The 21,745-nt window shown below is 65.0% G+C and carries 18 protein-coding genes; 9 read left to right on the top strand and 9 right to left on the bottom strand.

What is annotated here, in order from left to right:
- Together FIU86_RS01970 and FIU86_RS01965 are read right to left on the bottom strand one after the other, a co-directional pair.
- Entirely contained in the window at window positions 1-993 is a 993-nt protein-coding gene (locus FIU86_RS01970) for a DUF563 domain-containing protein (protein ID WP_152473539.1), read from the bottom strand.
- On the bottom strand, window positions 983-1,312 hold the full coding sequence (locus FIU86_RS01965) for a metalloregulator ArsR/SmtB family transcription factor (protein ID WP_057793175.1): 330 nt from the start codon (window positions 1,310-1,312) through the stop codon (window positions 983-985). Before FIU86_RS01965 ends, FIU86_RS01970 begins: the two co-directional genes overlap by 11 nt.
- A gap of 145 nt (window positions 1,313-1,457) precedes the next feature.
- Between FIU86_RS01965 and FIU86_RS01960 the strand changes: the two genes are divergently transcribed.
- Window positions 1,458-3,119, top strand: a complete 1,662-nt coding sequence (locus tag FIU86_RS01960; protein WP_152473538.1) for a DUF6504 family protein — start codon at window positions 1,458-1,460, stop codon at window positions 3,117-3,119.
- Between the two features lie 521 nt (window positions 3,120-3,640).
- On the opposite strand, the gene FIU86_RS01955 is transcribed toward FIU86_RS01960, so the two are convergent.
- The 4 genes from FIU86_RS01955 to FIU86_RS01940 all read right to left on the bottom strand — a co-directional run bounded on the left by FIU86_RS01955 (window position 3,641) and on the right by FIU86_RS01940 (window position 10,115).
- Window positions 3,641-6,013, bottom strand: coding sequence for a DUF1989 domain-containing protein (locus FIU86_RS01955; RefSeq protein WP_152473537.1), 2,373 nt, complete (start codon window positions 6,011-6,013; stop codon window positions 3,641-3,643).
- Window positions 6,014-6,046: 33 nt separating this feature from the next.
- On the bottom strand, window positions 6,047-8,053 hold the full coding sequence (locus FIU86_RS01950; protein WP_152473536.1) for a proline/glycine betaine ABC transporter permease: 2,007 nt from the start codon (window positions 8,051-8,053) through the stop codon (window positions 6,047-6,049).
- Window positions 8,046-9,083 carry a glycine betaine/L-proline ABC transporter ATP-binding protein gene (locus FIU86_RS01945; RefSeq protein ID WP_152473535.1) on the bottom strand — a complete coding sequence of 346 codons (1,038 nt, stop codon included), beginning with the start codon at window positions 9,081-9,083 and terminating at the stop codon, window positions 8,046-8,048. Before FIU86_RS01945 ends, FIU86_RS01950 begins: the two co-directional genes overlap by 8 nt.
- A 90-nt stretch (window positions 9,084-9,173) precedes the next feature.
- On the bottom strand, window positions 9,174-10,115 hold the full coding sequence (locus FIU86_RS01940) for an ABC transporter substrate-binding protein (protein ID WP_254703989.1): 942 nt from the start codon (window positions 10,113-10,115) through the stop codon (window positions 9,174-9,176).
- Window positions 10,116-10,318: 203 nt separating this feature from the next.
- Here FIU86_RS01940 and FIU86_RS01935 point away from each other — a divergent pair, with 203 nt between their 5' ends.
- Complete coding sequence (locus FIU86_RS01935; protein WP_152473533.1) at window positions 10,319-11,248, top strand: LysR substrate-binding domain-containing protein; 930 nt, start codon at window positions 10,319-10,321, stop codon at window positions 11,246-11,248.
- 110 nt (window positions 11,249-11,358) lie between these two features.
- On the opposite strand, the gene FIU86_RS01930 is transcribed toward FIU86_RS01935, so the two are convergent.
- Window positions 11,359-11,931 carry a GNAT family N-acetyltransferase gene (locus tag FIU86_RS01930; protein WP_172977401.1) on the bottom strand — a complete coding sequence of 191 codons (573 nt, stop codon included), beginning with the start codon at window positions 11,929-11,931 and terminating at the stop codon, window positions 11,359-11,361.
- A 135-nt stretch (window positions 11,932-12,066) separates the two neighbouring features.
- Window positions 12,067-12,993: a histone deacetylase family protein gene (locus FIU86_RS01925; RefSeq protein ID WP_152473531.1), complete on the bottom strand. Its 927-nt coding sequence runs from the start codon at window positions 12,991-12,993 to the stop codon at window positions 12,067-12,069.
- A 137-nt stretch (window positions 12,994-13,130) separates the two neighbouring features.
- Here FIU86_RS01925 and FIU86_RS01920 point away from each other — a divergent pair, with 137 nt between their 5' ends.
- The 7 genes from FIU86_RS01920 to FIU86_RS01890 all read left to right on the top strand — a co-directional run bounded on the left by FIU86_RS01920 (window position 13,131) and on the right by FIU86_RS01890 (window position 20,508).
- Window positions 13,131-14,585, top strand: a complete 1,455-nt coding sequence (locus FIU86_RS01920) for a mechanosensitive ion channel family protein (RefSeq protein ID WP_254703917.1) — start codon at window positions 13,131-13,133, stop codon at window positions 14,583-14,585.
- A gap of 33 nt (window positions 14,586-14,618) precedes the next feature.
- Window positions 14,619-15,287: an FAD-binding oxidoreductase gene (locus FIU86_RS01915; RefSeq protein WP_152473530.1), complete on the top strand. Its 669-nt coding sequence runs from the start codon at window positions 14,619-14,621 to the stop codon at window positions 15,285-15,287.
- Window positions 15,288-15,517: 230 nt separating this feature from the next.
- Window positions 15,518-15,889, top strand: coding sequence for a ribosome silencing factor (gene rsfS / locus FIU86_RS01910; protein ID WP_368373148.1), 372 nt, complete (start codon window positions 15,518-15,520; stop codon window positions 15,887-15,889).
- Window positions 15,890-16,360 carry a 23S rRNA (pseudouridine(1915)-N(3))-methyltransferase RlmH gene (rlmH, locus tag FIU86_RS01905; RefSeq protein WP_152473528.1) on the top strand — a complete coding sequence of 157 codons (471 nt, stop codon included), beginning with the start codon at window positions 15,890-15,892 and terminating at the stop codon, window positions 16,358-16,360. It begins immediately after the preceding gene.
- 154 nt (window positions 16,361-16,514) lie between these two features.
- Window positions 16,515-18,032 (top strand): 2,3-bisphosphoglycerate-independent phosphoglycerate mutase, encoded by a 1,518-nt coding sequence (gene gpmI / locus FIU86_RS01900; RefSeq protein ID WP_152473527.1) that lies wholly within the window; start codon window positions 16,515-16,517, stop codon window positions 18,030-18,032.
- The gene (locus FIU86_RS01895; protein ID WP_152473526.1) at window positions 18,029-19,156 is read left to right on the top strand and encodes a murein hydrolase activator EnvC; all 1,128 of its coding nucleotides are present in this window, start codon (window positions 18,029-18,031) and stop codon (window positions 19,154-19,156) included. The genes gpmI and FIU86_RS01895 overlap by 4 nt, the downstream gene beginning before the upstream one ends.
- A gap of 8 nt (window positions 19,157-19,164) precedes the next feature.
- Window positions 19,165-20,508: a S41 family peptidase gene (locus FIU86_RS01890; RefSeq protein WP_152473525.1), complete on the top strand. Its 1,344-nt coding sequence runs from the start codon at window positions 19,165-19,167 to the stop codon at window positions 20,506-20,508.
- Between the two features lie 94 nt (window positions 20,509-20,602).
- Here the strand turns inward: FIU86_RS01890 and FIU86_RS01885 are convergent, their stop codons facing one another.
- Entirely contained in the window at window positions 20,603-21,736 is a 1,134-nt protein-coding gene (locus FIU86_RS01885; protein ID WP_152473524.1) for an aminotransferase class I/II-fold pyridoxal phosphate-dependent enzyme, read from the bottom strand.
- Between the last annotated feature and the right edge of the window lie 9 nt (window positions 21,737-21,745).

Here is a 21,745-nt window from a genome sequence, read left to right as displayed (position 1 = left end):
TCAGAGAAACCCACCCGCCTCCAGTTTCCGCACAAGGCGACGATAATCCAAGGGGGGCGGCACGTCCTCTGACACCCGTTCGTCGTCGGGGCGCAACAGCGGGTTCATTTTCACAAGATCCACGTCGCAGAACGCCTCGATCTGGTTCGCGAGCGCGTCGAACGCCCCCTGTCGCCAGCGCCTCTGGATCAGGCCCACCTTTGTGCCGGGGCGCATCACGAACGGCGCCAGGTGAAAGGCCGAGCCGTCCGGCCCCACGATCTGTCGCGCGGCGGCATAGCGGGCGCATTGCTCCGGCAGGCTGTGGCGCTGCGGATGCAGGATCGTGTAGCCTGCCTTGCGCATCAGCCGCTCGATCCGCTCTTCCTGGTCCACCATCTGGCCCGGGCGTTTCAGCAGGGACCGTGACAGATAGATCTTCTCGTCCCCCTTGGGTGTGACCGCCGCCTGAAGCCGCCCGCGAATGAACCGGCGAAACTCCGGCGTGCCGGTGATCCAGTCGCGGTGCCCCATGCCCTGCGTCGGCACGTCCAGTTCCTCGACCCGCACAGGTGACTGCACGAAATGCACCGGCAAGCCATCGCTCAACAGGTCCACGAACGCCTTAAGCCGCCGCTGGAATACCGCCCCGAAGTCGATGCCATGCATCGGGATCAGCACCAGCCCGTCATAGCCGCCTGCCGCCAGCGGCCACAGCCGCGAGATGCATTCCAGCAGGAAATGCCCGAAATGATGCCGCCCGATGCCGATAAACAGGTGCCGCCCGGGCAGGACCTCTGCCACCTCCGGCACATCCGGCTGCGCGGTGAAGCGGTTGGCCGAATAAAGCGTGCGCGACTGCTCGACAAAGCTGCCATCGGGCCTGAACACGCCGCAGGCCAGCTCCCGCCCTTCGGGCATCGGCGCCACCAGCGCCTGCTCCACCGTCTCGACATGCGGCTGCGGCAAGACACGCGGATCCAGCGCCGCGCCGGGCGCCGCGTCATCCATCATCGCGAAACTCTTTCGCAAGGAACTGCTCGAACGCATCCAGGTGCACCGCCTCGAACTGGCCGAAACTCTGCATCCAGATGCTGGCGTCGCGCAGGGCATCGGGCTCCAGCTTGCACCACACCACCCGGCCCCGCCGCTCCTGGCTGATTAGGCCCGCGCGGGTCAGGATACCAAGGTGTTTCGACACGGCGGCCAGCGACATCTCGAATGGCTCGGCCACGTCCGTCACGGCCATGTCATCCTCCAGCAGCATCGACAGGATCCTGCGGCGGGTGGGGTCGGCCAGTGCGGCGAAGACAGTATCGAGCGATTGTGCCATGATGCACCGTTTAAGCCTTGGGACACTGGCCGCGTCAACTCTCTTGACCCTTTCACGGGCATTGCGGACTCGACTCCGGTCGCGGCACGCTCTAATTTGGAACAAATCAAGAACAACTGTCTGCTGCTGATCCGGTCCCGCTGCCATGCCCGAACGGCGTATTCTTTCTGTCTGGTTCCCCCGGCTGGGGGCCGAACGGCTGCTGCGGCGGACCGGGCTGGATGCGGACGTGCCTTTTGCCGTGGTGCGCGACACCGGACAGATGCAGGTGCTGTGCTCGCTGTCCGAGGCGGCCGAGGCGGCGGGGCTGCGCGTGGGCCAGCCCTTGCGCGATGCCCATGCGATGTGCGCGACGCTGGTTACGAAACTGCAGAACCCGCATCAGGAGGCGGCGTTTCTGGCCAGCCTCGGGCGGTGGGCCGAACGGCTGAGCCCGTGGGTGGCGACACAGCCGCCCGAGGCGTTGCTGCTGGACATCACGGGCTGTGCGCATCTTTTCGGCGGGGAAGAGGCGATGGCATTTCAAGTCGTTGAAGAAGCATCACTTTTCGGGCTGACCACACGCTGCGGACTGGCTGGCACCGTGGGCGCGGCCTGGGCGCTGGCGCGGTATGCCGGAGCTGTGCCCGGCGCGGATCGCAGCGGTGACGCCATCGATCAAGAGGCTCGCGCGACCCGCTCCCGCGCGGCCAAGCGGCGGCACTGGGAACGCGGCGGCGCGGCGCCGGCGGCGGGCGTAAGCCGTGGAAATCAAATGCCATTTACTATCGCGCCACCGGGAAAAGCGCGCAGTCTTCTGTCGCCCCTGCCCATCGCTGCCCTGCGGCTGGAGGAAGAGCAGGTCGCGGCCCTCAACCGGCTGGGGCTGCGCAAAGTGGGCGACCTGCTTAACCAGCCGCGCGGGCCGCTGGCGCGGCGCTTTGGCCGGGGGCTCTTGCTGCGGATGGACCAGGCGATCGGCGCGGCACCTGAGCCCGTCTCTCCGGCACGGGTGAAACCCCGGCTGGCGACACGGCTGACCCTGCCGGAACCCATTGGTTTGATTGATGATTTGCAGGCCGGGCTGGACCGGCTGGTGCCACGTCTGTGCCAGCTTCTGGCGGATCAGGGACAGGGTGTGCGCAAGGTCCGCCTAGAGGCGTGGCGGGCCGATGGCACCATGGGCTGGATCGAGGCGGGGCTGGCGCGGGCGACGGACGAGCCCGACCGCATCCGCCCCCTGCTGGCCATGCGGCTGGATGAGATCGACGCGGGCTTCGGCATCGACACGCTGCGCCTGATCGCGGCCGTGAGCGAGCCCATCCAGCATCGCACCGCCGCGGGTCATCTGGATGCCACCGCTGCCGCCCGGGACCGGCTGGCGCGGGATACAGGCGTGGAGGATCTGATCGGTCGCATCGGCGGGCGCATCGGGCTGGAGGCGATCACGCGCCTGCACCCGGCCAGCAGCCACATCCCTGAAAAGACGTCACAAATCCTGGCCGCCGCGTGGTCGGAGCCGGCAGCGGAGTGGCCCCGCCCGGCCACGCCGCGCCCCCTGCTGATGTGGTCGCCGGAGCCGGTGAACGCCCCGGATGCACCGCATCTGCCCGCCACCTTCCGGTGGCGCGGGCGGGCTCATGAGCTGGCCGAGGCAAAGGGGCCGGAGCGGATCGCGCCCGAGTGGTGGCTGGACGATCCGAACTGGCGGTCAGGGGTCAGGGATTATTGGCAGGTGATCACGGGCCGGGGGGAGCGGTTGTGGCTGTATTACGCCCATGGTGGGACGATGTCGTCGGGGTGGTTCTGCCAGGGGCGGTTTGCCTAGGCGAATCAAAAAGTTAACGGGGCGGATCGTGTGGAAATTCAACGTCGGTATCGCGTCGGTATCCTGGTGGTATCGCGACGGTGCGATTTTCGCGATTTGGCGGGTTAAGAGATCGCGCATGGGGGCGCGTGGGTTTTCATCCACCCTACGCAGGAAATCAGCGCGAGCAGGAGGTCCCGGGTCAGGCCCGGGACAGATGGCTTTGGCATAAGAACTCACGGGAGTTGGCCGGGGTATATCCCGGAATGGCCGGGCGACCGTCTGACCGCGGGCTGGCGGACTGACGGATGTTCAGGGCGCTTTATGGCAGCCAAGTCCGTTGATGTTCAAATCGAAGAGTCGACGTCAGCCAACCGCCAGACCGGGGGGCGGCCCCCCTTTCGGTCAGCGGACGATCGCGCGGCGGCGCGGCAAGCCGCGCCTTTGTTCCGCGCGATGGGCGATCGGTCCGCCGTCATCCTGGACTTGATCCCGGAACTCTTGGGCAGGGCGACCACGGAGGCGATGGCGGGGTGCCCCCCCTACGTGTAGTTGCCCTTCACCCGTTCCTTGGTGGGGTCGAAATGCGGGTAGGGCACGACCTTGGCCTTGAGGCGTTTCTGCAAGCCGTCGAGCTGGCCCACTTCGATATCCGTCCCCGGCTCGGCATGCGTCACATCCACGCGGGCGAGCGCGATGTTCTTGCCGAGGATGGGGGATTTGACGGCGGAGGTCACCTCGCCCACCTGCGCCTTGCCGATGCGGACGCAATCGCCGGGGCTGGCCACGCGGCCGCCTTCGAGCTCCAGCCCGACCATCTTGCGCTGCGGGTGGGCCTTGCGTTCTTCCAGAGCGGCACGCCCGATGAAATCGTCGTTCTTGGACTTGAGCGGCACGGTGAAGCCGATGCCGGCCTCGAACGGGTCGGTCTGGTCGTCGAATTCACTGCCGGCAAAGATCAGGCCCGCCTCGATCCGGATCATGTCGAGCGCGGCCAATCCCAGCGGCTTCAGTCCCATCGGCTCGCCCACGTTCCAGATCGTGTCAAAGACCTCTTCGGCATCCTTGGGGTGGCAGAAAATCTCGTAGCCCAGCTCGCCGGAGTAGCCCGCGCGGCCCACGACAATCGCCGTGCCGTCGAAATCGTTCAGCCGCGCCGGGGTGAAGCGGAACATGCCCAGTTCCTCCAGCGTCGGGTTGGCGGGGGCGGTCCAGATGATCTCTTTCAGAATATCCCGCGACAGAGGCCCCTGAACGGCGACGTTGTGCAGCTGATCGGTGGAGTTGCGAACCCAGGCATTGAGGCCCAGCTTCTCGGCCTGTTCACGGATCCACAGACCCGACGTGTCGTTGCCGCCGATCCAGCGGAAGGCATTCTCGCCCATGCGGAAAAGCGTGCCGTCGTCGATCATGCCGCCATGTTCATAGCAGATCGCGGTATAGACCAGCTGCCCCACGGCCAGCTTCTTAACGTTGCGGGTGACGCAATACTGCATCAGTTCCTCGGCGTCGGGGCCTGTGACCTCGTACTTGCGCAGGGGCGACAGGTCCATGATCGCCGCCTTCTCGCGGCAGGCCCAGTATTCGCCGATCGTGCCGACCGACGGGAAGCTGTTCGGCAACCAATACCCGTTATACTCGACAAAATCCCTTGTATGCCGGGCGAAACACTCGTGAAATCCGGTTTCCTTGGTGTGTTCCAAAGGGGCCTCCGCTGATTTTCTGTAGCCGACGGAGCGGCTGAAGCTGTTGGTCTCGGAATAGGTGCGGACTTGGATATCGGTGGGGTTCCAGCCGTTCGCTTCGTCCACGTCGCAGGGACAGGCGGTGGAGATGCAGACCAGATCGGTGAGCGCGCGCAGAAGCACGTAATCGCCGGGGCGCGACCACGGGTCGTCCATGCCCAGCGCGTTGGTCTCGTCCAGCATGGTGTTGAAGAAGAAGTTGATCGCGGGCCAGCCGGCGCGGGGGCGCACGCCGTATTGTTCCAGATCGCGGTTCATGTTCTCGGAACAGTTGACGTGGCCGGGATAGCCCAGCTCTTCGTAATAGCGCGCGGTGCAGGCAAGCCCGAACGTGTCGTGGCGCCCGCAGGTGTCCTGCACGATCTCGACCAGCGGTTCCTGGTCTACGTTCCAGTATTTCGCGAAGATGCCCGGCTGCGGATAGAGCGAGCCCATCAGGGTACGGGTCGTGGTCGGGTCGATCTCGCGGTCGAGGCCCTTGTCGAGCGAGCGCAGGGAAAACGCCTGAAAGTCCGAGCATTCGCGGCCCTGCACATCCAGCACCTGGATGAACTGGCCTTTTTGCACGTGATAGGATTTCGCCTCGCCCGGCTGGATGTTGATATCGTGGATCGGGTCGGCGAGAGGATCGGGCGGCATGTGCCCGCCCTTGGCGATGCCGGGATCGGCGCGGCGGATATAGAGGATCAGGTCGGTGGGCGGGGCCTGCGTGCCCGGGTCCATCGGCCCGCCGGGGGCGGCGACGATCAGCAGGCCATCGCTGTCGGCCTGAAACGTTGCCATCTCACCCGCGCGGGAGCCATCGGAGAAGACCTTGATGCACTGCGCATCACCCAGTTTGAAGCCCGCACGGTCGAGCGCCGAGGCGACGCGGCGGCCCGAGACCGAGCCATTGTCCAGAACCGACAGAACACCGTCCGGGCGGCCGTGGCTGGAGGCACCAAGGCGGCCGGGGTCGGATTTGCCGTCGGGGGTAAAGAACACCATTTCGCCGGGTTGAAGCCCTTGGAAATCCAGCACCGACACTTCGTCACCGCGATAGATCGGCACGGCGCGGGAGCCGCCGCCGGGAATGGGGTGGCGTTCCGTTCCGTGGGGCAGGATGGGCAGGCCCGGCGTGATGACGCCGGCGCGTTCATACGGGGTCTCGAAGACAGGCTTAACGGTCATGGATGTGCCTTTTATCACTCGTGAATTGTGGCATCAATCGAGGCCCAGCGCCCGTTTGCGGCGGTTGGCCCAGCTGAGGATCGCCATGTCGAAGGTCAACGCCATGAGCGAGACATTGATCCCGAGGACGAAGTTTTTCCCCAGGTCGGTGCCCGCCAGCGTGCGCTGAAGCTCTTGCCCAAGGTCCTGCGTGCCGATGAAGGCCGCGATGATGACCATGAAGAAGGCGAACATGATGCCCTGGTTGAAGCCGACGGCCATGGTGGGCATGGCCAACGGCAGTTGCACCGAGGTCAGTTTCTGCCAGCGCGAGCAGCCCGCCATGTCGGCGGCCTCGGTCAGCTCGGACGGCACGCTGCGCAGCCCCTCGATCGTGTAGCGGGTGAGCGGGACCATGGTGAAGATCACGATGGACAGCACCACGGTGGTGTCGGTGATCCCGAAGAGCATGATCGCGGGCAGAAGGTAGATGAAGCTGGGGAAGGTCTGCGCCGTGTCGCAGGCCAGCAGCATCCGTTCGGACCATTTTTCCGACCGCGAGGCGAGGATGCCGATGGGAATGCCGATCATCATAGATATCGCCATCGCCGACAGCACCGAGTAGAGCGTGATGACCGAGCGGTCCCACCAGCCCGAGAAGGCCACGATGGAGAAGAAGATCGCGGCATAGATCGCCGGTTTCTTGCCGCCGACGCCATAGGCGAAGGCCACCACCAGCAGGATGAAGGCCGAGGTGGGAATCCACAAAAGCGCGTCGCGGAAGGGGATCAGGACCCAGACGTTCAGGACATAGCGGATGGTGCCGGTGATCGCCTCGACGGAATCGAGGTTCAGGAAGGTCTCGAACACGCCGTCGATCTCGCGCCCCATGGACAGGGACTGGCGGCGGCCGACCTCGTTCAGAATCTCGACGGGTTGCGCCAGAAGGTAGAGCCCGGCGAAGACCACGACCGACAGGACGGTGTATTTGTAGCGGATGTAGAAAGGCGTGTCCTTGGGGTGATGCTCGGGCAGCTTGCGCACCCACGCCTTTGACAGACGGTCGAGGGTGATGGCCACGAGCACGATGGTGATCCCGATCTCGAAGGAGCGGCCCAGTTTGAGGGAGTTCATCATGGCGAGCAGCTTGCCGCCAAGACCCGGCATCCCGATGAAGGCGGTCAGAACCACCATCGCAAGGCAGAGCATGATGACCTGGTTCACGCCGACGAGGATCTCCGTGCGGGCCGAGGGGATGAACACCTTGGTCAGCATCTGCCAGCGCGAGGCGCCCGACATCTTGCCGGCCTCGACGATCTCGGGCGAGACCTTTTTCAGGCCCACGGTCGTCATCAGGATCATCGGCGGGGTGGCATAGATCGTGGTGGCGATGGCCCCCGCGGTCGGGCCGACCTTGAAGAAGATCACCGCCGGAAGAAGGTAGGTGTAGAAGGGCAGCGTCTGCATGACCGCGAGGATGGGCTTGATCGCGTTGTCGAACCACTTGTATTTCCACGCGGCGATGCCGACGACGAGGCCCACGAAAAAGCCCAGCGGAGCGGCCACCAGCAAGACCGAAAGGGTCTGCATCGTCAGTTCCCACTGGCCCATGAACGCGGTCCAGACAAAGGTGCCGCCGGCCAGCAGCGACAGTTTCCAGCCGCCCAGGTAATAGCCGATCACTGCGGCCAGCCCCGCCACGGCGGCCCAGGGGATGGGGTCGGCCATGTAGGGCCAGCGATACTTGCCTTCCAGCAGGTTGGCGGTGACGCCCAGCAGGAAATCGAGCGGGCCTTCGGCGAACCAGCGGGTGATGTAGATCAGGCCGAACCGCCCCTCCTGCATGTCGCCGGTGATGACGTCGAAGAACGCGTCAAGCCACTGGGCCAGCGGCGGAATCCATGCTTCCGGCAGGCGGATCAGGAAATCGGGCAGCACCGGCTTGGCCGCGCAAAGGATGATCGCGGCCAGTAAAAGGGCTACCAGCACGGGGTCGCGGGTCGCGCCGGGCTGGCGCATCGACAGGGAGGTGCGGGTGGCGTTGGTGGCGACATCAGCCATTGGCGCTGTCCCCCAGAAGTACCTCCAGTGCCTCTTGCCGCGCCATGACGCCCATCACCTTGCCGTCCTTGCCCGCCACGGGCAGATGCTCGCGCGGGTCGCTGACAAGCTGGCGCGCGATCTGGTGAATGGTGCGGTCGCCCGCGATGGGATCGCCCTCGACGGCGTAGCCGTTGACGGGTTTGGCCAAAACGCTGGCGTGGACGACATGGGCCTTGTCGATATCCTCGGTGAATTTGCGGACATATTCGGTCTGCGGGTCCAGCACGATCTGGTCGGGCGTGTCGCATTGCTCGATCGCGCCGTCCTTCATGATGGCGATGCGGTCGGCAAGGCGCAGCGCCTCGTCGAAATCGTGGGTGATGAAAACGATGGTCTTGCCCAGCATCGCCTGAAGGCGCAGGAATTCGTCCTGCATCTCGCGCCGGATCAGCGGGTCGAGTGCGGAAAACGGCTCGTCGAGGAACCAAATATCGGGTTCGATGGCGAGCGAGCGCGCGATGCCGACACGCTGTTGCTGGCCGCCGCTGAGTTCGCGCGGGAAATACTCCTCGCGGCCCTCCAGCCCGACCAGCTTGACCACTTCGAGCGCGCGTTCACGCCGCGCGTGCTTGTCCTGTCCGCGCATTTCCAGCGGGAAGGCCACGTTTTCCAGCACCGTGCGGTGCGGCAAGAGGCCGAAGGACTGGAAGACCATGCCCATTTTCGAGCGACGCAGCTCGATCAGTTCTTTCTCGGGCAGGGCCATGATGTCCTGCCCCTCGACCTCGATCGTGCCGCCGGTGATGTCATGCAGGCGCGAAAAACACCGCACCAGCGTGGACTTTCCTGAGCCCGAAAGCCCCATGATGACCAGCATCTCGCCCTTGGCGACCTCGACCGACACATCCTTGACCCCGGCGATATATCCGTCAGCGCGGATATCCTCGTAACTGTGCCCGGCGGGCATGGATTTGAGGTATTGGCGCGGGTTGGGGCCGAAAAGCTTCCACGCGTTGCGGCAGGAAATGACGGGGCTGTCCGAGGTCATGAGGGGGCTGGTCCTTGGAATGTCGCCGGCGGTGCGAGCCGCCGGCAAGGCCCTGCCCGGCGCGTCACCGGACAGGGAAAGGCGAAGAGGTCAGGTGTCGCCACCGGGCAGCCAGCCCTTCCAGACGTCCTCGTTGTCTTCCAGCCAGATCTCGGCGGCTTCCTCGGGCTCGTAATCCTCGATATCCACCAGCTTGGCCATTTCAGCGATCTGCGCGTTGGTGAAGGAGATCTTGGTCAACACCTCGTAGGCGTTCGGCCACTTGTCCTTCATCCCGTCCCAGGCGGCCTTTTTAAGGTAGCCGTCGGCGGGGTTGCCGCAGTCGTAGAGCGCGTCGGGGTTCGGGCCGACCGAAGGATCTGTGTCGCAGCCGTCTTCCCATGCAGGGAACTCGACGAATTCACCGGGCCAGACGGCCTCGGCAAAGTTGGGCGTCCAGTTGAAGACGAGAATGGGCTTTTTGTCTTCTTCCGCGGAAGAAATATGTGCCCAAAGCGCCGCTGCAGAGCCGGCGTTTTTCACCACATAGTTCAGATCCAGCGCCTCGGCGCGTTCCTTGCCGTGCTTGAGCCAGTCCACGGGACCGTCGAGAAACAGGCCCTTGTCACCGGTTTCGGGCGTCGCGAACAGCTCGGCACAGTCGTTCAGCGCCTTCCAGTCGGGCAGGCCCGGGCAGGCGTCCTTGGTCCACATCGGGTACCACCAATCCTCGCGCGTGACGGCGTCGTGATCGCCCGCATCGTGCAGGCCGCCCTTTTCCAGCGCCTCGCGGAACGACGCGCCAAAGGCACCTTCCCAAACTTCCAGTTCCAGCGTCACGTCGCCCAGGCGGACCGATTCGTACACGGCCTGGCTGTCGGTGGTGACGAATTCGACGTTGTTGCCCATTTCCTCGTAGATCTGGCCCACGACGTGACTCATCACGATCTGGCTGGACCAGTTGTGGATCGGGATGACGATGGGTTCGGAACTGTCTTCGGCGGCGAAACCGGCCGATGCGGAGGCCAGCGCGAAGGCTGCCACGGACATCATTGAATGGATTTTCATGTTAACTCCCAGTCGGTTGCACGGGCCTGATTCTGTGTGCCGGCCCTTTGTTGGAGTGGCAAGTATCGCGCAGAGGCGACAAAATTCTGATTATAAACTTTTTGTGCCATGCCTCTAAAAATGTTTGGCAATGGGGCGTGGGCTTGGCTAGGCTCGGGGCATTGTCCCGAGTTTGAGGAGTGTGAAGGATGCTGCGCAATCGCGCCGTGTTGCCGCGCCTTGACTACCTGCTGGCCTTCGAGGTGGCGGCGGATCTGGAAAGCTTTGCCGCGGCGGGCAAGGAGCTGAACGTTTCGGAAACCGCCATCAGCCGCAAGATCCGGCTGCTGGAGCAGCATTATCAGTGCGCGCTTTTCGTGCGGGGGCACCGCTCGGTGCGGCTGACGGATATGGGGCGCAAGCTGCTTTCGGGGATCACCCCGGCGCTGAAGACGCTGGTGCGGGTGTCCGAGGACATGTGCGCGGAGCTGGAGAAAAGCACGGTGCGGCTGGCGGCGACAAACTCGGTGTCGTCACTGTGGCTGATGCCGCGGCTGCGGGCCTTCCACGAGGCCAATTGCAACATCACCATCGCACTCACGTCATCGGACGTGGACGAAGAGTGCCTTGCCGAGGACATGGACCTTGCGATCCTGCGCGGAGAGGGCGACTGGCCCGGGTTCGAGGCGACGCGGCTTTTCGGCGAGACGGTGTTTCCGGTCTGTGCACCGGGCTACCTGCACGGGCAGGTGCGGATCGATAGTATCGAGTCGCTGCGCCAGCACGATCTTATCGAGGTCAGCAACAACCATACCGAATGGCTGAACTGGCGCACCTGGCTGGACCACAAAGGCGCCGACCCCGACACGGTGCGCCCGTCCGCGTCGGTCAACACCTATCCGCTGGCGATCCAGGCGGCGCGGGATGGCCTGGGCATCGCGCTGGGCTGGGGGCATCTGGTGGATCATCACCTGGAATCGGGCGACCTGGTGCGTCCGATGGGAGCGGAGCATGTGCGCACGCGCTCGGGCTATTACCTGTTGCGGCGTCAAGGGGTAGAGCCGCGCAACGAGAGCGCCATCGTGGCGCATTGGCTGCTGCAGGAAAGTGCCGCGCGGCAGAGATACGCGGCGGAGTGAGGGCGCGAAATCTTAAAAAGATTTCGAGACGTTTTCTTTTCAAGAAAACGGTCGGTGCCAGAGTAGGCCCCAGAAAATTCGTATGAATTTTCTGGGGCTGTAATCATTGTTCAGAAAGGCGGGCGCAGGACGGCGTGCAGGTAGGTGCGTGTTTCGCCCATCATCTCTTCGGCCAGCGACAGGGCCGTGGGCCAGGGCGGGTCCAGCGTGGCCTCGACCTCGCCGATATCGAAGGTCAGCATGGCCTCGTGGCGGCGGGCCAGGCGCTGCATCCGTTCATTCTCGGGCAGGCACATCATGTAGAGTGACCGCACGCCCCGGTTCTGCGCCGCGGCCAGCATCCGCACGAAGAGCGCGTCACCGATGCCTTCGTGCTGCCAGTCGGGATCGACACTGAGCGCGATTTCGGCCCGGACCGGCCAACTGTTGAGCAACATCCGCAACTCGCCCACGCCGTGCAACTCCCCATCGACGAAGGCGCCGTAGACGACGCTGTCGAGGCTGAGGATGGTTTCGGCGTAGTCGGTGACGTAATCCTCGGTCACGCAGGCGCCGAAGCGCAGGCGCCGCATTTCGGGGTCGAGCCGGGCAAAATGGGCCAGCAAAGCGGTCTTGTCCGCTGGCCAGAGGCGGCGAATGTCCGGTTTTATCAGGACCTTATCACGTTTTATATCGGTATTCATGGTCATGGACTCCTTGGCACGGGCCATACCGCACAGAGGTGTCCTCCCTGAAGCCAAGGTAATGCCGCGGCGCGGCATTTTCCATGAATTTTCGATGAAACGGTTAACTTACGTTGCGGCAGGGCGCCGTCCCGCCTAGCCACCGGCGCGGATCAGCTCGTCCAGATGCACCGCCCCGCTGGCGGCCAGCGCGCGCAGGTCATAGCCGCCTTCGAGGCTGGACACCACGCGCCCCTCGCACTGTTCCGCCGCGATCTCGCACAGGCGGCGGGTGACCCAGGCAAAATCGTCCTCGCGCAGGTTCAGGTTGGCCAGCGGGTCGTCGGCATGGGCGTCGAAGCCCGCCGAGATCAGGATCAGTTCAGGCTTGAACTCTTCCAGACGGGGAAAGACCTGGCCTTCGTACTCCTGGCGGAAGCCCTGCCCCGCCGTGCCCGGCGCCAGCGGCACGTTCAGCACGTTGTTGTGATCGCCGGTTTCGTGCGCGCCGCCCGAGCCGGGCCAGAGCGGCATCTGGTGGGACGAGATGAAGAGCGCGCGCGCCTCGCCGCGCAGCAGATCCTGCGAGCCGTTGCCGTGATGCACGTCGAAATCCACCACCGCGACGCGGGACAATCCGTGCCGTTCCAGCGCGTGTTTCGCGGCAATCGCCACCGTGCCGAACAGGCAAAAGCCCATCGGCGTCGCGGTTTCGGCGTGGTGGCCCGGCGGGCGCATGGCGACAAAGGCGTTGCCGACCTCGCCATCCAGCACCTTGTCCACCGCCAGCATCGCCCCACCCACGGCCCGCGACGCGCAGTTGTAGGAGCCAGGCGACAGCCAAGTGTCGCCGTCGAGCTGGTTGAACCCCTGCGCCGGGATCGCCTCGCGGATCATCGTCACGTAATCCTGCGGATGACACAACGTGAGGTCGGCGTCCTCGGCCAATGGCGCCTCGGCGCGCACCACGTCCTTGCCCTCGAGCGCAGGCCACAGGTGTTCCAGCCGCGCCACGCGTTCGGGGTGACCGTCGGGCGTGACGTGCGCAAGACCGTCCTCGTGTGTGACAAGTAGCGTGGACATGGGCGCGGCTCCTCCTTCTGCAATTCAGCTTCCTTGCGGCGACGGGGCACCACAGGGCGGTCGCCCCAGCTTAGAGACCATGCGCCCACTGTCCAGCGCGACTTGTCCACAGATAGGGGGCGTGTAAAGTCAAACACATGGAAGAGGATGCCACCACCGCCCCGACCGGCGAAGAGGCCGGGATGAGCTCGCCCGCCGAGGCGACGCCGGACGTTGCCAACGACGCGCTCGAGCAGGCGCAGACCATCGCCATCGGCCTGTGGGAACAGGCGCAGCTGTTCGTGGCAGGCCTGCTGCGGCCCTGGAGCCTTTATCAGGTGGGCATCATCCTCGGGCTGTGGGTCGCCGCGACGATCCTGGCGCGGATCTTCGGCCCGCACCTGCACAACTGGATGCGCACCCGCGAAGGCTGGCCCAAGTGGCGCATGCGCTTTCTGGTGATGATGCACCGGCGGCTGCGGCTGATCTTCATGGTGCTGCTGATCTGGCCGGTCTACCTGGTCATGCAGGAGGTGACGTGGCCCAGCCGGTCCTACCTGATTGGCGTCATGGCGAGCCTTGCCACCGCGTGGCTGTTCATCGCGATCATCACGCGGCTGATCGGCAACGCCTTTCTGCGCGGCATCGTGCGCTACGCGGCCTGGACCTGGGTCACCCTTTCGATCCTCGGTCTGACCGAGGATACGATCCAGATCCTCGACAGTGCAGCGGTCAACATGGGCGAGATGCGCCTGTCTGTCTGGATGGTGCTGCAGGCCATCGCGGTGATCGCGCTCCTGATGTTCCTGGCGCGGTTCGTCTCGACGACCTCGGCCTCGCGCATCCGGTCGAACAAGGACATCTCGCCGTCGATGCAGGTGCTGGCGGTCAAGGTCATCCAGATCCTGCTGTATGGGGCGGCGTTCTTTATCGGGTTGCGCGCCGTGGGGGTGGACCTGACCGGTCTCGCGGTGCTGTCGGGCGCCATCGGTGTCGGCCTTGGTTTCGGCCTGCAAAAAGTGGTGTCGAACCTTGTGTCGGGGGTGATCATCCTTCTGGACAAGTCGATCAAGCCGGGTGACGTGATCAGCCTGGGCGAGACCTTCGGCTGGATCAACAGCCTTGGCGCGCGATACGTGTCGATCACCACGCGGGACGGCAAAGAATACCTCATTCCGAACGAGGACCTGATCACCGGACAGGTGGTGAACTGGTCGCATTCCAACGAGTTCGTCCGGCTGGATATCTATTTCGGCACCGCCTATGGCGACGACCCGCACTTGGTGCGCAAGGTGGCCATCGACGCCGCCAAGGGGGTGGAGCGCGTGCTGGCCTTCAAGGCGCCGGTGTGCCACATCGTGGGCTTTGGCGACAGCAGCGTGGATTACATCCTGCGCTTCTGGATCAGCGACCCGACGGGCGGCCTGACCAACATCCGCGGCAACGTCTATCTGGCGCTTTGGGACGCGTTTCAGGAGCATGGCATCTCCATTCCCTTCCCGCAGCGCGAGGTCACCGTGTTGGAAGGCTCGGAGCTGGGCACGCGGGCGCTGGACCGGGGCGACCCGGGCAAAGCGCCGCAGGGCGGCGCGGCAGGGGAACACGGCACCTGATCGCGGCGTTAGCTGGCGAAAAGGAGTATTCTCATGGCCCATACACTGACCCTGCAATCGCAGGAGACCGTCACCCACGACACGCATCGCTATGTCTTCGACCGTCCCGAAGGCTTTGATTTCAAGCCCGGACAGGCCGCCGAACTGGCGATGTGCCGCGACGGCTGGAAGGACGAGGGGCGGCCCTTTACCTTTACCTCTTTGCCCGCGGACAAGCATCTGGAGTTCACGATCAAGAGCTACCCGTCGCATGACGGCGTGACCGAGCAATTGCCCGGGCTGAAGCCGGGCGAAAAGGTCACGCTGGACGGCCCCTTTGGTGCGATCACCGACGAAGGTGCGGGCCTGTTCCTAGCCGCCGGCGCCGGGGTCACGCCCTTCATCGCGATCCTGCGCAAGCGGGCGAAAGAGGGTGACTTGGACGGCTGCCAGCTGATCTTTTCCAACGAAACCGAGGGCGACATCATCCTGCGCGAAGAATGGGCGCAGATGCAGGGCCTGAAAGTCGATCATGTCCTGTCCGAGGAAGACGTGCCGGACCTGCATTACGGGAAGGTCGACAAGGCGTTCCTCGAACGCCACGCAGAGCTGTCCGGGCAGGTCTATATCTGCGGGCCGCAAGGCTATGTCGACGCGATGCGCGATGCAGTGAAGGAACTGGGCGTTCCGGGCGACCGCATTCATACCGAGGAAGGCTGGTAAGCATTTATTTCCGGCGCGGTCAGACGCGGACCGCGCCGGAATAGTGCCGATTTTCGCGGCGCATGCGGACAAGAGCCGCCGATCGGCGAAAGCCTTCATTGAATTGTGACAGACGGGTTGCTATTTTGGAGCCACGCCCGGCACCGGGGCGGATCGGTGCGTAGTAGAAGGAGGACAATGTCCTGTCTCTTACAATTGACGCGGCCCCTGCCGCTGAACGGGGCGCAGCCTTGAGCGCGTCCGACATGGCGACAAGCAGTGACGCACAGCTTGCGCGCATCCTTTCCGCACTCGACGAAGACAAGGCCGAAGAGATCGTGCAGATCGACCTTCGCGGCAAATCCGCGATCGGCGATTACATGGTGATTTGCTCGGGCCGGTCCTCGCGCCAGGTGACGGCCATTGCCGAGAAGCTTTCGGAGCGGCTGAAATCCGAGATGGGCGTGCTGACCAAGGTCGAGGGTAAGGATTCGGGCGACTGGGTGCTGATCGACACGGGCGACGTGATCGTCCATGTGTTCCGCCCCGAGGTGCGCGAGTTCTATCAGCTTGAGAAGATGTGGCTGCAAGGCCACGAGGCGGCTCAGGCCACCAAGAGCTGAATGCGGGTGCATATTTGCGCGGTGGGCCGGATGAAACCCGGCCCGGAACGCGCTTTGCTCGATGATTACCTGGCCCGGTTCGACCGGACGGGCCGCGCCCTTGGCCTCGGTCCCGCGCAGATGCACGAGGTCGACGACCGCAAGGGCGGCGGGATGGACGCCGAGGCGCAATTGCTTGACCGCGCCGTGCCCAAGGGGGCGGTCATCGTGGCGCTGGACGAGCGCGGCAAGCTGCTCTCCTCCCCTGAATTTTCCGAAAAGCTGGCCGGCTGGCGCGACGCGGGGCGCGGCGGCGTGGCCTTCGTGATCGGCGGCGCCGACGGGATCGCGCCCATGCTGCGCGACCGGGCGGATTTCAAGCTGTCCTTCGGCAAAATGGTCTGGCCGCACATGCTGGTCCGGGTGATGCTGGCCGAGCAGCTTTACCGCGCCGCCTCGATCCTGGCGGGAGCGCCCTATCATCGGGCGTGACCTGACGGAGTGGCTGCGCCACGCTCTGTTGGTTTGATGAGGGGCGCTGCCCCTCAAACACCCGGGATATTTCCAGCCAGAGGAAGCGGACAAGAAAGCGGTTCACGACACGGGAGAGACGGGTTAGAAGCAGCCTAAGATACAGGAGGCAGGATTGAGCGCGCCAAGACCGGTAGTTCTGTGTATTCTCGACGGTTGGGGGTTGAGCGAGGAGCGGGAGGCGAACGCGCCTGCGCTGGCCGCGACGCCGCATTTCGACCGGCTGATGGAGACCTGTCCGAATGCCACGCTGATCACGCATGGCCATGATGTCGGCCTGCCCGAGGGGCAGATGGGCAATTCCGAGGTCGGGCACCTGAATATCGGGGCGGGCCGGGTGATCGAGATGGATCTGCGGCGCATCGACCGCGCGATTGAGACCGGCACATTCGGGTCCCTGCCCGGGTTCGTTCGTTTTGCCGACAAGGTCGAGGCCGCTGGCGGCACAGCGCACCTGTTGGGCGTGCTGTCGGATGGCGGCGTGCATAGTCATATCGGCCACATGATCGCGGCGGCCAACGCGCTGACCGCGCGGGGCGTGCCGGTGGCCATTCACGCCTTCACCGACGGGCGCGACGTGGCGCCGACCTCGGCCAAGATCTACCTCGAAGCGCTGCGCGCGGCCCTGCCGATGGGGGCGGTCATCGCCACCGTTTCGGGCCGGTATTACGCGATGGACCGCGACAATCGCTGGGACCGTGTGCAACTGGCCTATGAGGCGCTGGCGCGTGGCGAAGGCTATACCGCCGACACCGCCGCCGCCGGCATCGACGACGCCTATGCCAAGGGCCGCACCGACGAGTTCATCAAGCCGCGCGTGCTGGGCGATTACCGGGGCATGAAGGACGGCGACGGCCTTTTGTGCCTGAACTTCCGCGCCGACCGCGCGCGCGAGATCCTCGCCGCCTTCGCCGACCCGGAGTTCGACGATTTCGAGACCGGCCAGCGCCCGGCCTTTTCGGCCGTCAGCGGCTTTACCGAGTATTCGCGCCGCCACAGCGCCTACATGGACTCCATCTTTCCCGACGAGCAGCCGGTCAACACCCTGAGCGCGTGGCTGGCCAAGCACGGCAAGCGCCAGTTCCACACTGCCGAGACCGAGAAATACCCGCACGTCACCTTCTTCCTGGCTGGTGGACGCGAGACGCCCGAGGACGGCGAGGCGCGGTACATGGCCGCCTCGCCCAAGGTGGCGACGTATGACCTGAAACCCGAGATGTCGGCGGAGGAGGTCACCGATCACCTGGTGGACGCCATTGCCGACGGGTATGATTTCATCGTGGTGAACTATGCCAATCCCGACATGGTCGGCCATACCGGCGATCTGGGGGCCGCGATCCGGGCCTGCGAGGCGGTGGATGCGGGGCTGGGCCGCGTGCTGAAGGCACTGGACGACGCGGGCGGCGCAATCATCGTCACCGCCGATCATGGCAATTGCGAAACCATGGTGGACCCGGTGACCGGCGGGCCGCATACCGCGCACACAACCAATCCGGTGCCGGTGGTGGTCAAAGGCGGACCCGAGGGCGCGCGCCTGCGCGACGGGCGGCTGGCCGATCTGGCGCCGACGGTGCTGGACCTGATGGAGCTGCCACAACCGGACGAGATGACCGGCAAGAGCCTGCTGAAATGATCCGCGCGGCGCTACTTTCGCTGGCGCTTATCGCCGCCGCGCCCGCCACGGCGCAGGACCCGGGCGCCGAGGCACGGGCCGCGTCGGACCGCCTGAACCGCGCCGCCGCGCTGATGGAAGCGGCCGAGGGCGCGGCCAACCGGGTAAAGGCGCTGACCGAGGTGGTGGGCGCCTACGAGGACGGACTGGAAGCGATGCGCGAGGGCCTGCGCCGCGCCGCCATCCAGGAAGAGACCCTGTCGCGCCGCCTGCAATCGCGCGAGGACGAGATCGCCAGCCTGCTGGGCGCGCTGCAAAGCATGGCGCAATCCGAGGGGCCGGTGCTGCTGTTGCATCCCTCGGGGCCCATCGGCACAGCGCGGTCCGGCATGATCATATCCGACGTGACCCCGGCGCTGGAAACCCGCGCCGCCGCGCTGCGCACGGAACTGAAGGATGTCACTGTGCTGCGCAGCTTGCAGGAAAGTGCGCTCGACACCCTGCGCGAGGGGCTGCAGGGCGCGCAGGAGGCCCGCACCGCGCTGAGCCAGGCGATTGCCGACCGCACAGACTTGCCCCGCCGCTTTACCGAGGATCCTGTGAAGACCGCGCTGCTGGTGGCCTCGACCGAGACGCTGGAAGGGTTTGCCAGCGGGTTGAGCCAGATCGCGGTGGACGAGGTGCCCGGATCGCTGCCCGGGATCGACGCCCGCAAGGGCAGCCTGCGCCTGCCGGTCGATGGCCGCATCCTGCGCCGCGCCGGAGAGGCCGACGCCGCCGGGATCGTCCGGCCCGGCATCGTCATGGCCACCCGCCCCCGCGCGCTGGTGACGACGCCCGCGCCCGCCACGCTGCGCTATCGCGGGGAACTTCTCGATTACGGCAACGTCGTGATCCTCGAGCCGCAGGCGGGCCTCTTGCTGGTCATCGCGGGGCTCGACGTGGTCTACGGTGACATCGGCGAGGTCCTGCCCGGAAACAGCCCTGTCGGAATGATGGGCGGCGACGAACGCGACACTAACGCGCTGTTGATCGAGAATGGCAAAGATGCGGGTGCGTCCCGAACCCAAACACTTTATATAGAAGTGCGAGAAGACAACGAACCCGTCGATCCGGAGACCTGGTTCGAGACAAACGAAGGATGAGCAACCCGATGAAGAAGTTTCTGATCGCCGCGCTTGTCGGCAGCCTGACCGGCGCCGTCGTGACAACACAGGTCGCCGCGCCGCTTCTGGCGCAGGAGGCGGCCAAGACGTCGAATGTCTATGAACAACTTGATCTCTTTGGCGATATTTTCGAGCGCATCCGCTCGCAATATGTCGAGGAAGTGGACGAGGGCGAGCTGATCGAGGCCGCGATCAACGGCATGCTGACCTCGCTCGACCCGCATTCCAGTTACCTCAGCCCCGATGACGCCGCCGACATGCGCGTACAGACCCGCGGCGAGTTCGGCGGGCTTGGCATCGAGGTGACCCAGGAAGACGGATTCGTGAAGGTCGTGTCGCCCATCGACGGCACCCCGGCGGAAACGGCCGGAATCGAGGCCGGCGATTTCATCACCCATGTGGACGGCGAAAGCGTGCTGGGCCTGACGCTGGACGAAGCGGTGGAGTTGATGCGCGGCCCGGTGGGCAGCGAGATCGTGATTACCGTGGTCCGCGAGGGCGAGGCGGAACCGTTCGACGTGTCGATCGTGCGCGATACGATCAAGCTGACCGCCGTGCGGGTGCGCACCGAGCAGGAAAGCGTCGTTCTGCGGGTGACCACGTTCAACGACCAGACCTTCCGCAACCTCGAAAGCGGGCTGGCCGAGCAGGTCGAGGAAGCCGGCGGCATCGACAATATCAGCGGCATCGTTCTGGATTTGCGCAACAACCCCGGCGGCCTGCTGAACCAGGCGATCCAGGTGTCGGACGCGTTCCTTGAGAAGGGCGAGATCGTCAGCACCCGTGGCCGCGCGCCGGAGGATGGCGAACGGTTCAATGCCAAGCCGGGCGACCTGGCCGAAGGCAAGCCCATCGTGGTGCTGATCAACGGCGGCTCGGCCTCGGCGTCGGAAATCGTCGCGGGCGCGCTGCAGGACCATCGCCGCGCCATCGTCGTGGGCACCAAGAGCTTCGGCAAGGGCTCGGTTCAGACCGTGATGCCCTTGCGTGGCGACGGCGCGATGCGCCTGACCACGGCGCGGTACTACACGCCGTCGGGCCGCTCGATCCAGGCGCTGGGCGTCAGCCCCGACATCGTGGTGGAACAGCCCCGCCGGGCCGAAGAGACCGAGGAAGAAGAGGATGGCGCCGCCAACCGCTTCGACCGCTCCGAGGCGGACCTGCGCGGGCGGCTGGACAATGACAGCCTGAGCGAGGACGAGGTCCGCCAGATCGAGGAAGACCGCGAAAAGGCCGAGGAAGCCGCAGAGCTGCGCGAGGAGGACTACCAGCTGGCTTATGCCATCGACATCCTCAAGGGCCTGACGGCGCTGGGTCCGCAATACGATTGAATTGGTCGGAAACCGAATGACTGAACGGGCGGGGTGATCCCCGCCCGTTTTCGTCAGGCGCCCACAAAATTCGTACGAATTTTGTGGGCGCCGATCATCCGGTGCGCGTCAGATGCGCCTCCATCGCTTCGAGACCTTCGTCCAGCCCGCGCCGCCCGAACCCGAGGCGGAAGCGGTCAGTGGGCGTCGGCCCGAGATCGGAGCGGTAGATCGTGCTTGGCAACAGCAGCACGCCGGCCTTTTCCACCAGCTTGCGGGCGAATTCCTCGACCCCGTCGGAACCCAGATAGCGCGGGAAGCCCATGCAGGCACCATCTGGCCGCCGCCACTCGAACAGGTCGGGATGGCGGGCAAAAAACGCGTCCCATTTCGGCAGGTTTTCGTCCACGATGGCGCAATTGCGCGCGAGGATGGCGTCGCGGTTCTTCAGCGCGATCAGCGCCAGCCGCTCGCTGGGACCGGAATTGCAGATCGACAGGTAGTGCTTCATCCGCTCCAACTTGGACAGCACGTCGCGGTCCTGACAGGCGATCCACCCCACGCGCAGCCCCGGCAGGCCATAGGATTTCGACATCACGCCCAGCGACAGCCCACGTTCATAGACATCCGCAATGAAGGGCAGGTGTTCGGCATCCGAGGGGCCCAGCCCGTTGAAGATCTCGTCATGCAAAATCCAGATGCCGTGCTGGCGGCAAAGCTCGATCAGCGCCTCGTATCGGTCGCGCGGCAGGATCGCGCCCGTGGGATTGTGCGGAAAATTGATCGTCAAAAGCCGTGTGTTGGGGCGGATCGCGTCGCGCACCCGGTCGATATCGAGCGACCAGTTATCGTCCGGATCAAGCGGCACGCCCGTCGCCTCGCAGATCGCCAAGGGCAAGCTTTCGTGCGACTGGTAGTTGGGCGTCACCACGATGGCGTGGCTGTCCGCGTCCAGCAGCACGGAGTTGGCCGCGAAGATGCCCTCGCTGGCGCCTGCAAAACAGAGCACTTCGTCGGCGGGCCGACCGGCATAGGTCGCCGCGATGGCCGCGCGCAGATCGGGCGCGCCGAAGGTCTCGGTATAGCCCAGCCACATCTGCTCGAAACCGTCCCGGTCTTCAGGGCTGGCCATGGCCAGAAGCTCTGGCAGGGCCATGCTTTCGGCGTCCGAGGCGGTCATGTGGTGGCGGGCCTTGAATTCCCACTTGGCGAAATGGGTTTCCAGCCGGAAATCGGGCAGGGTCGTCATGGGCTTTCC

This window comes from Roseovarius sp. THAF9 (genome assembly GCF_009363715.1).
Taxonomy (GTDB): Bacteria; Pseudomonadota; Alphaproteobacteria; order Rhodobacterales; family Rhodobacteraceae; genus Roseovarius.
This window is presented reverse-complemented; position numbering and strand designations above follow the sequence as displayed.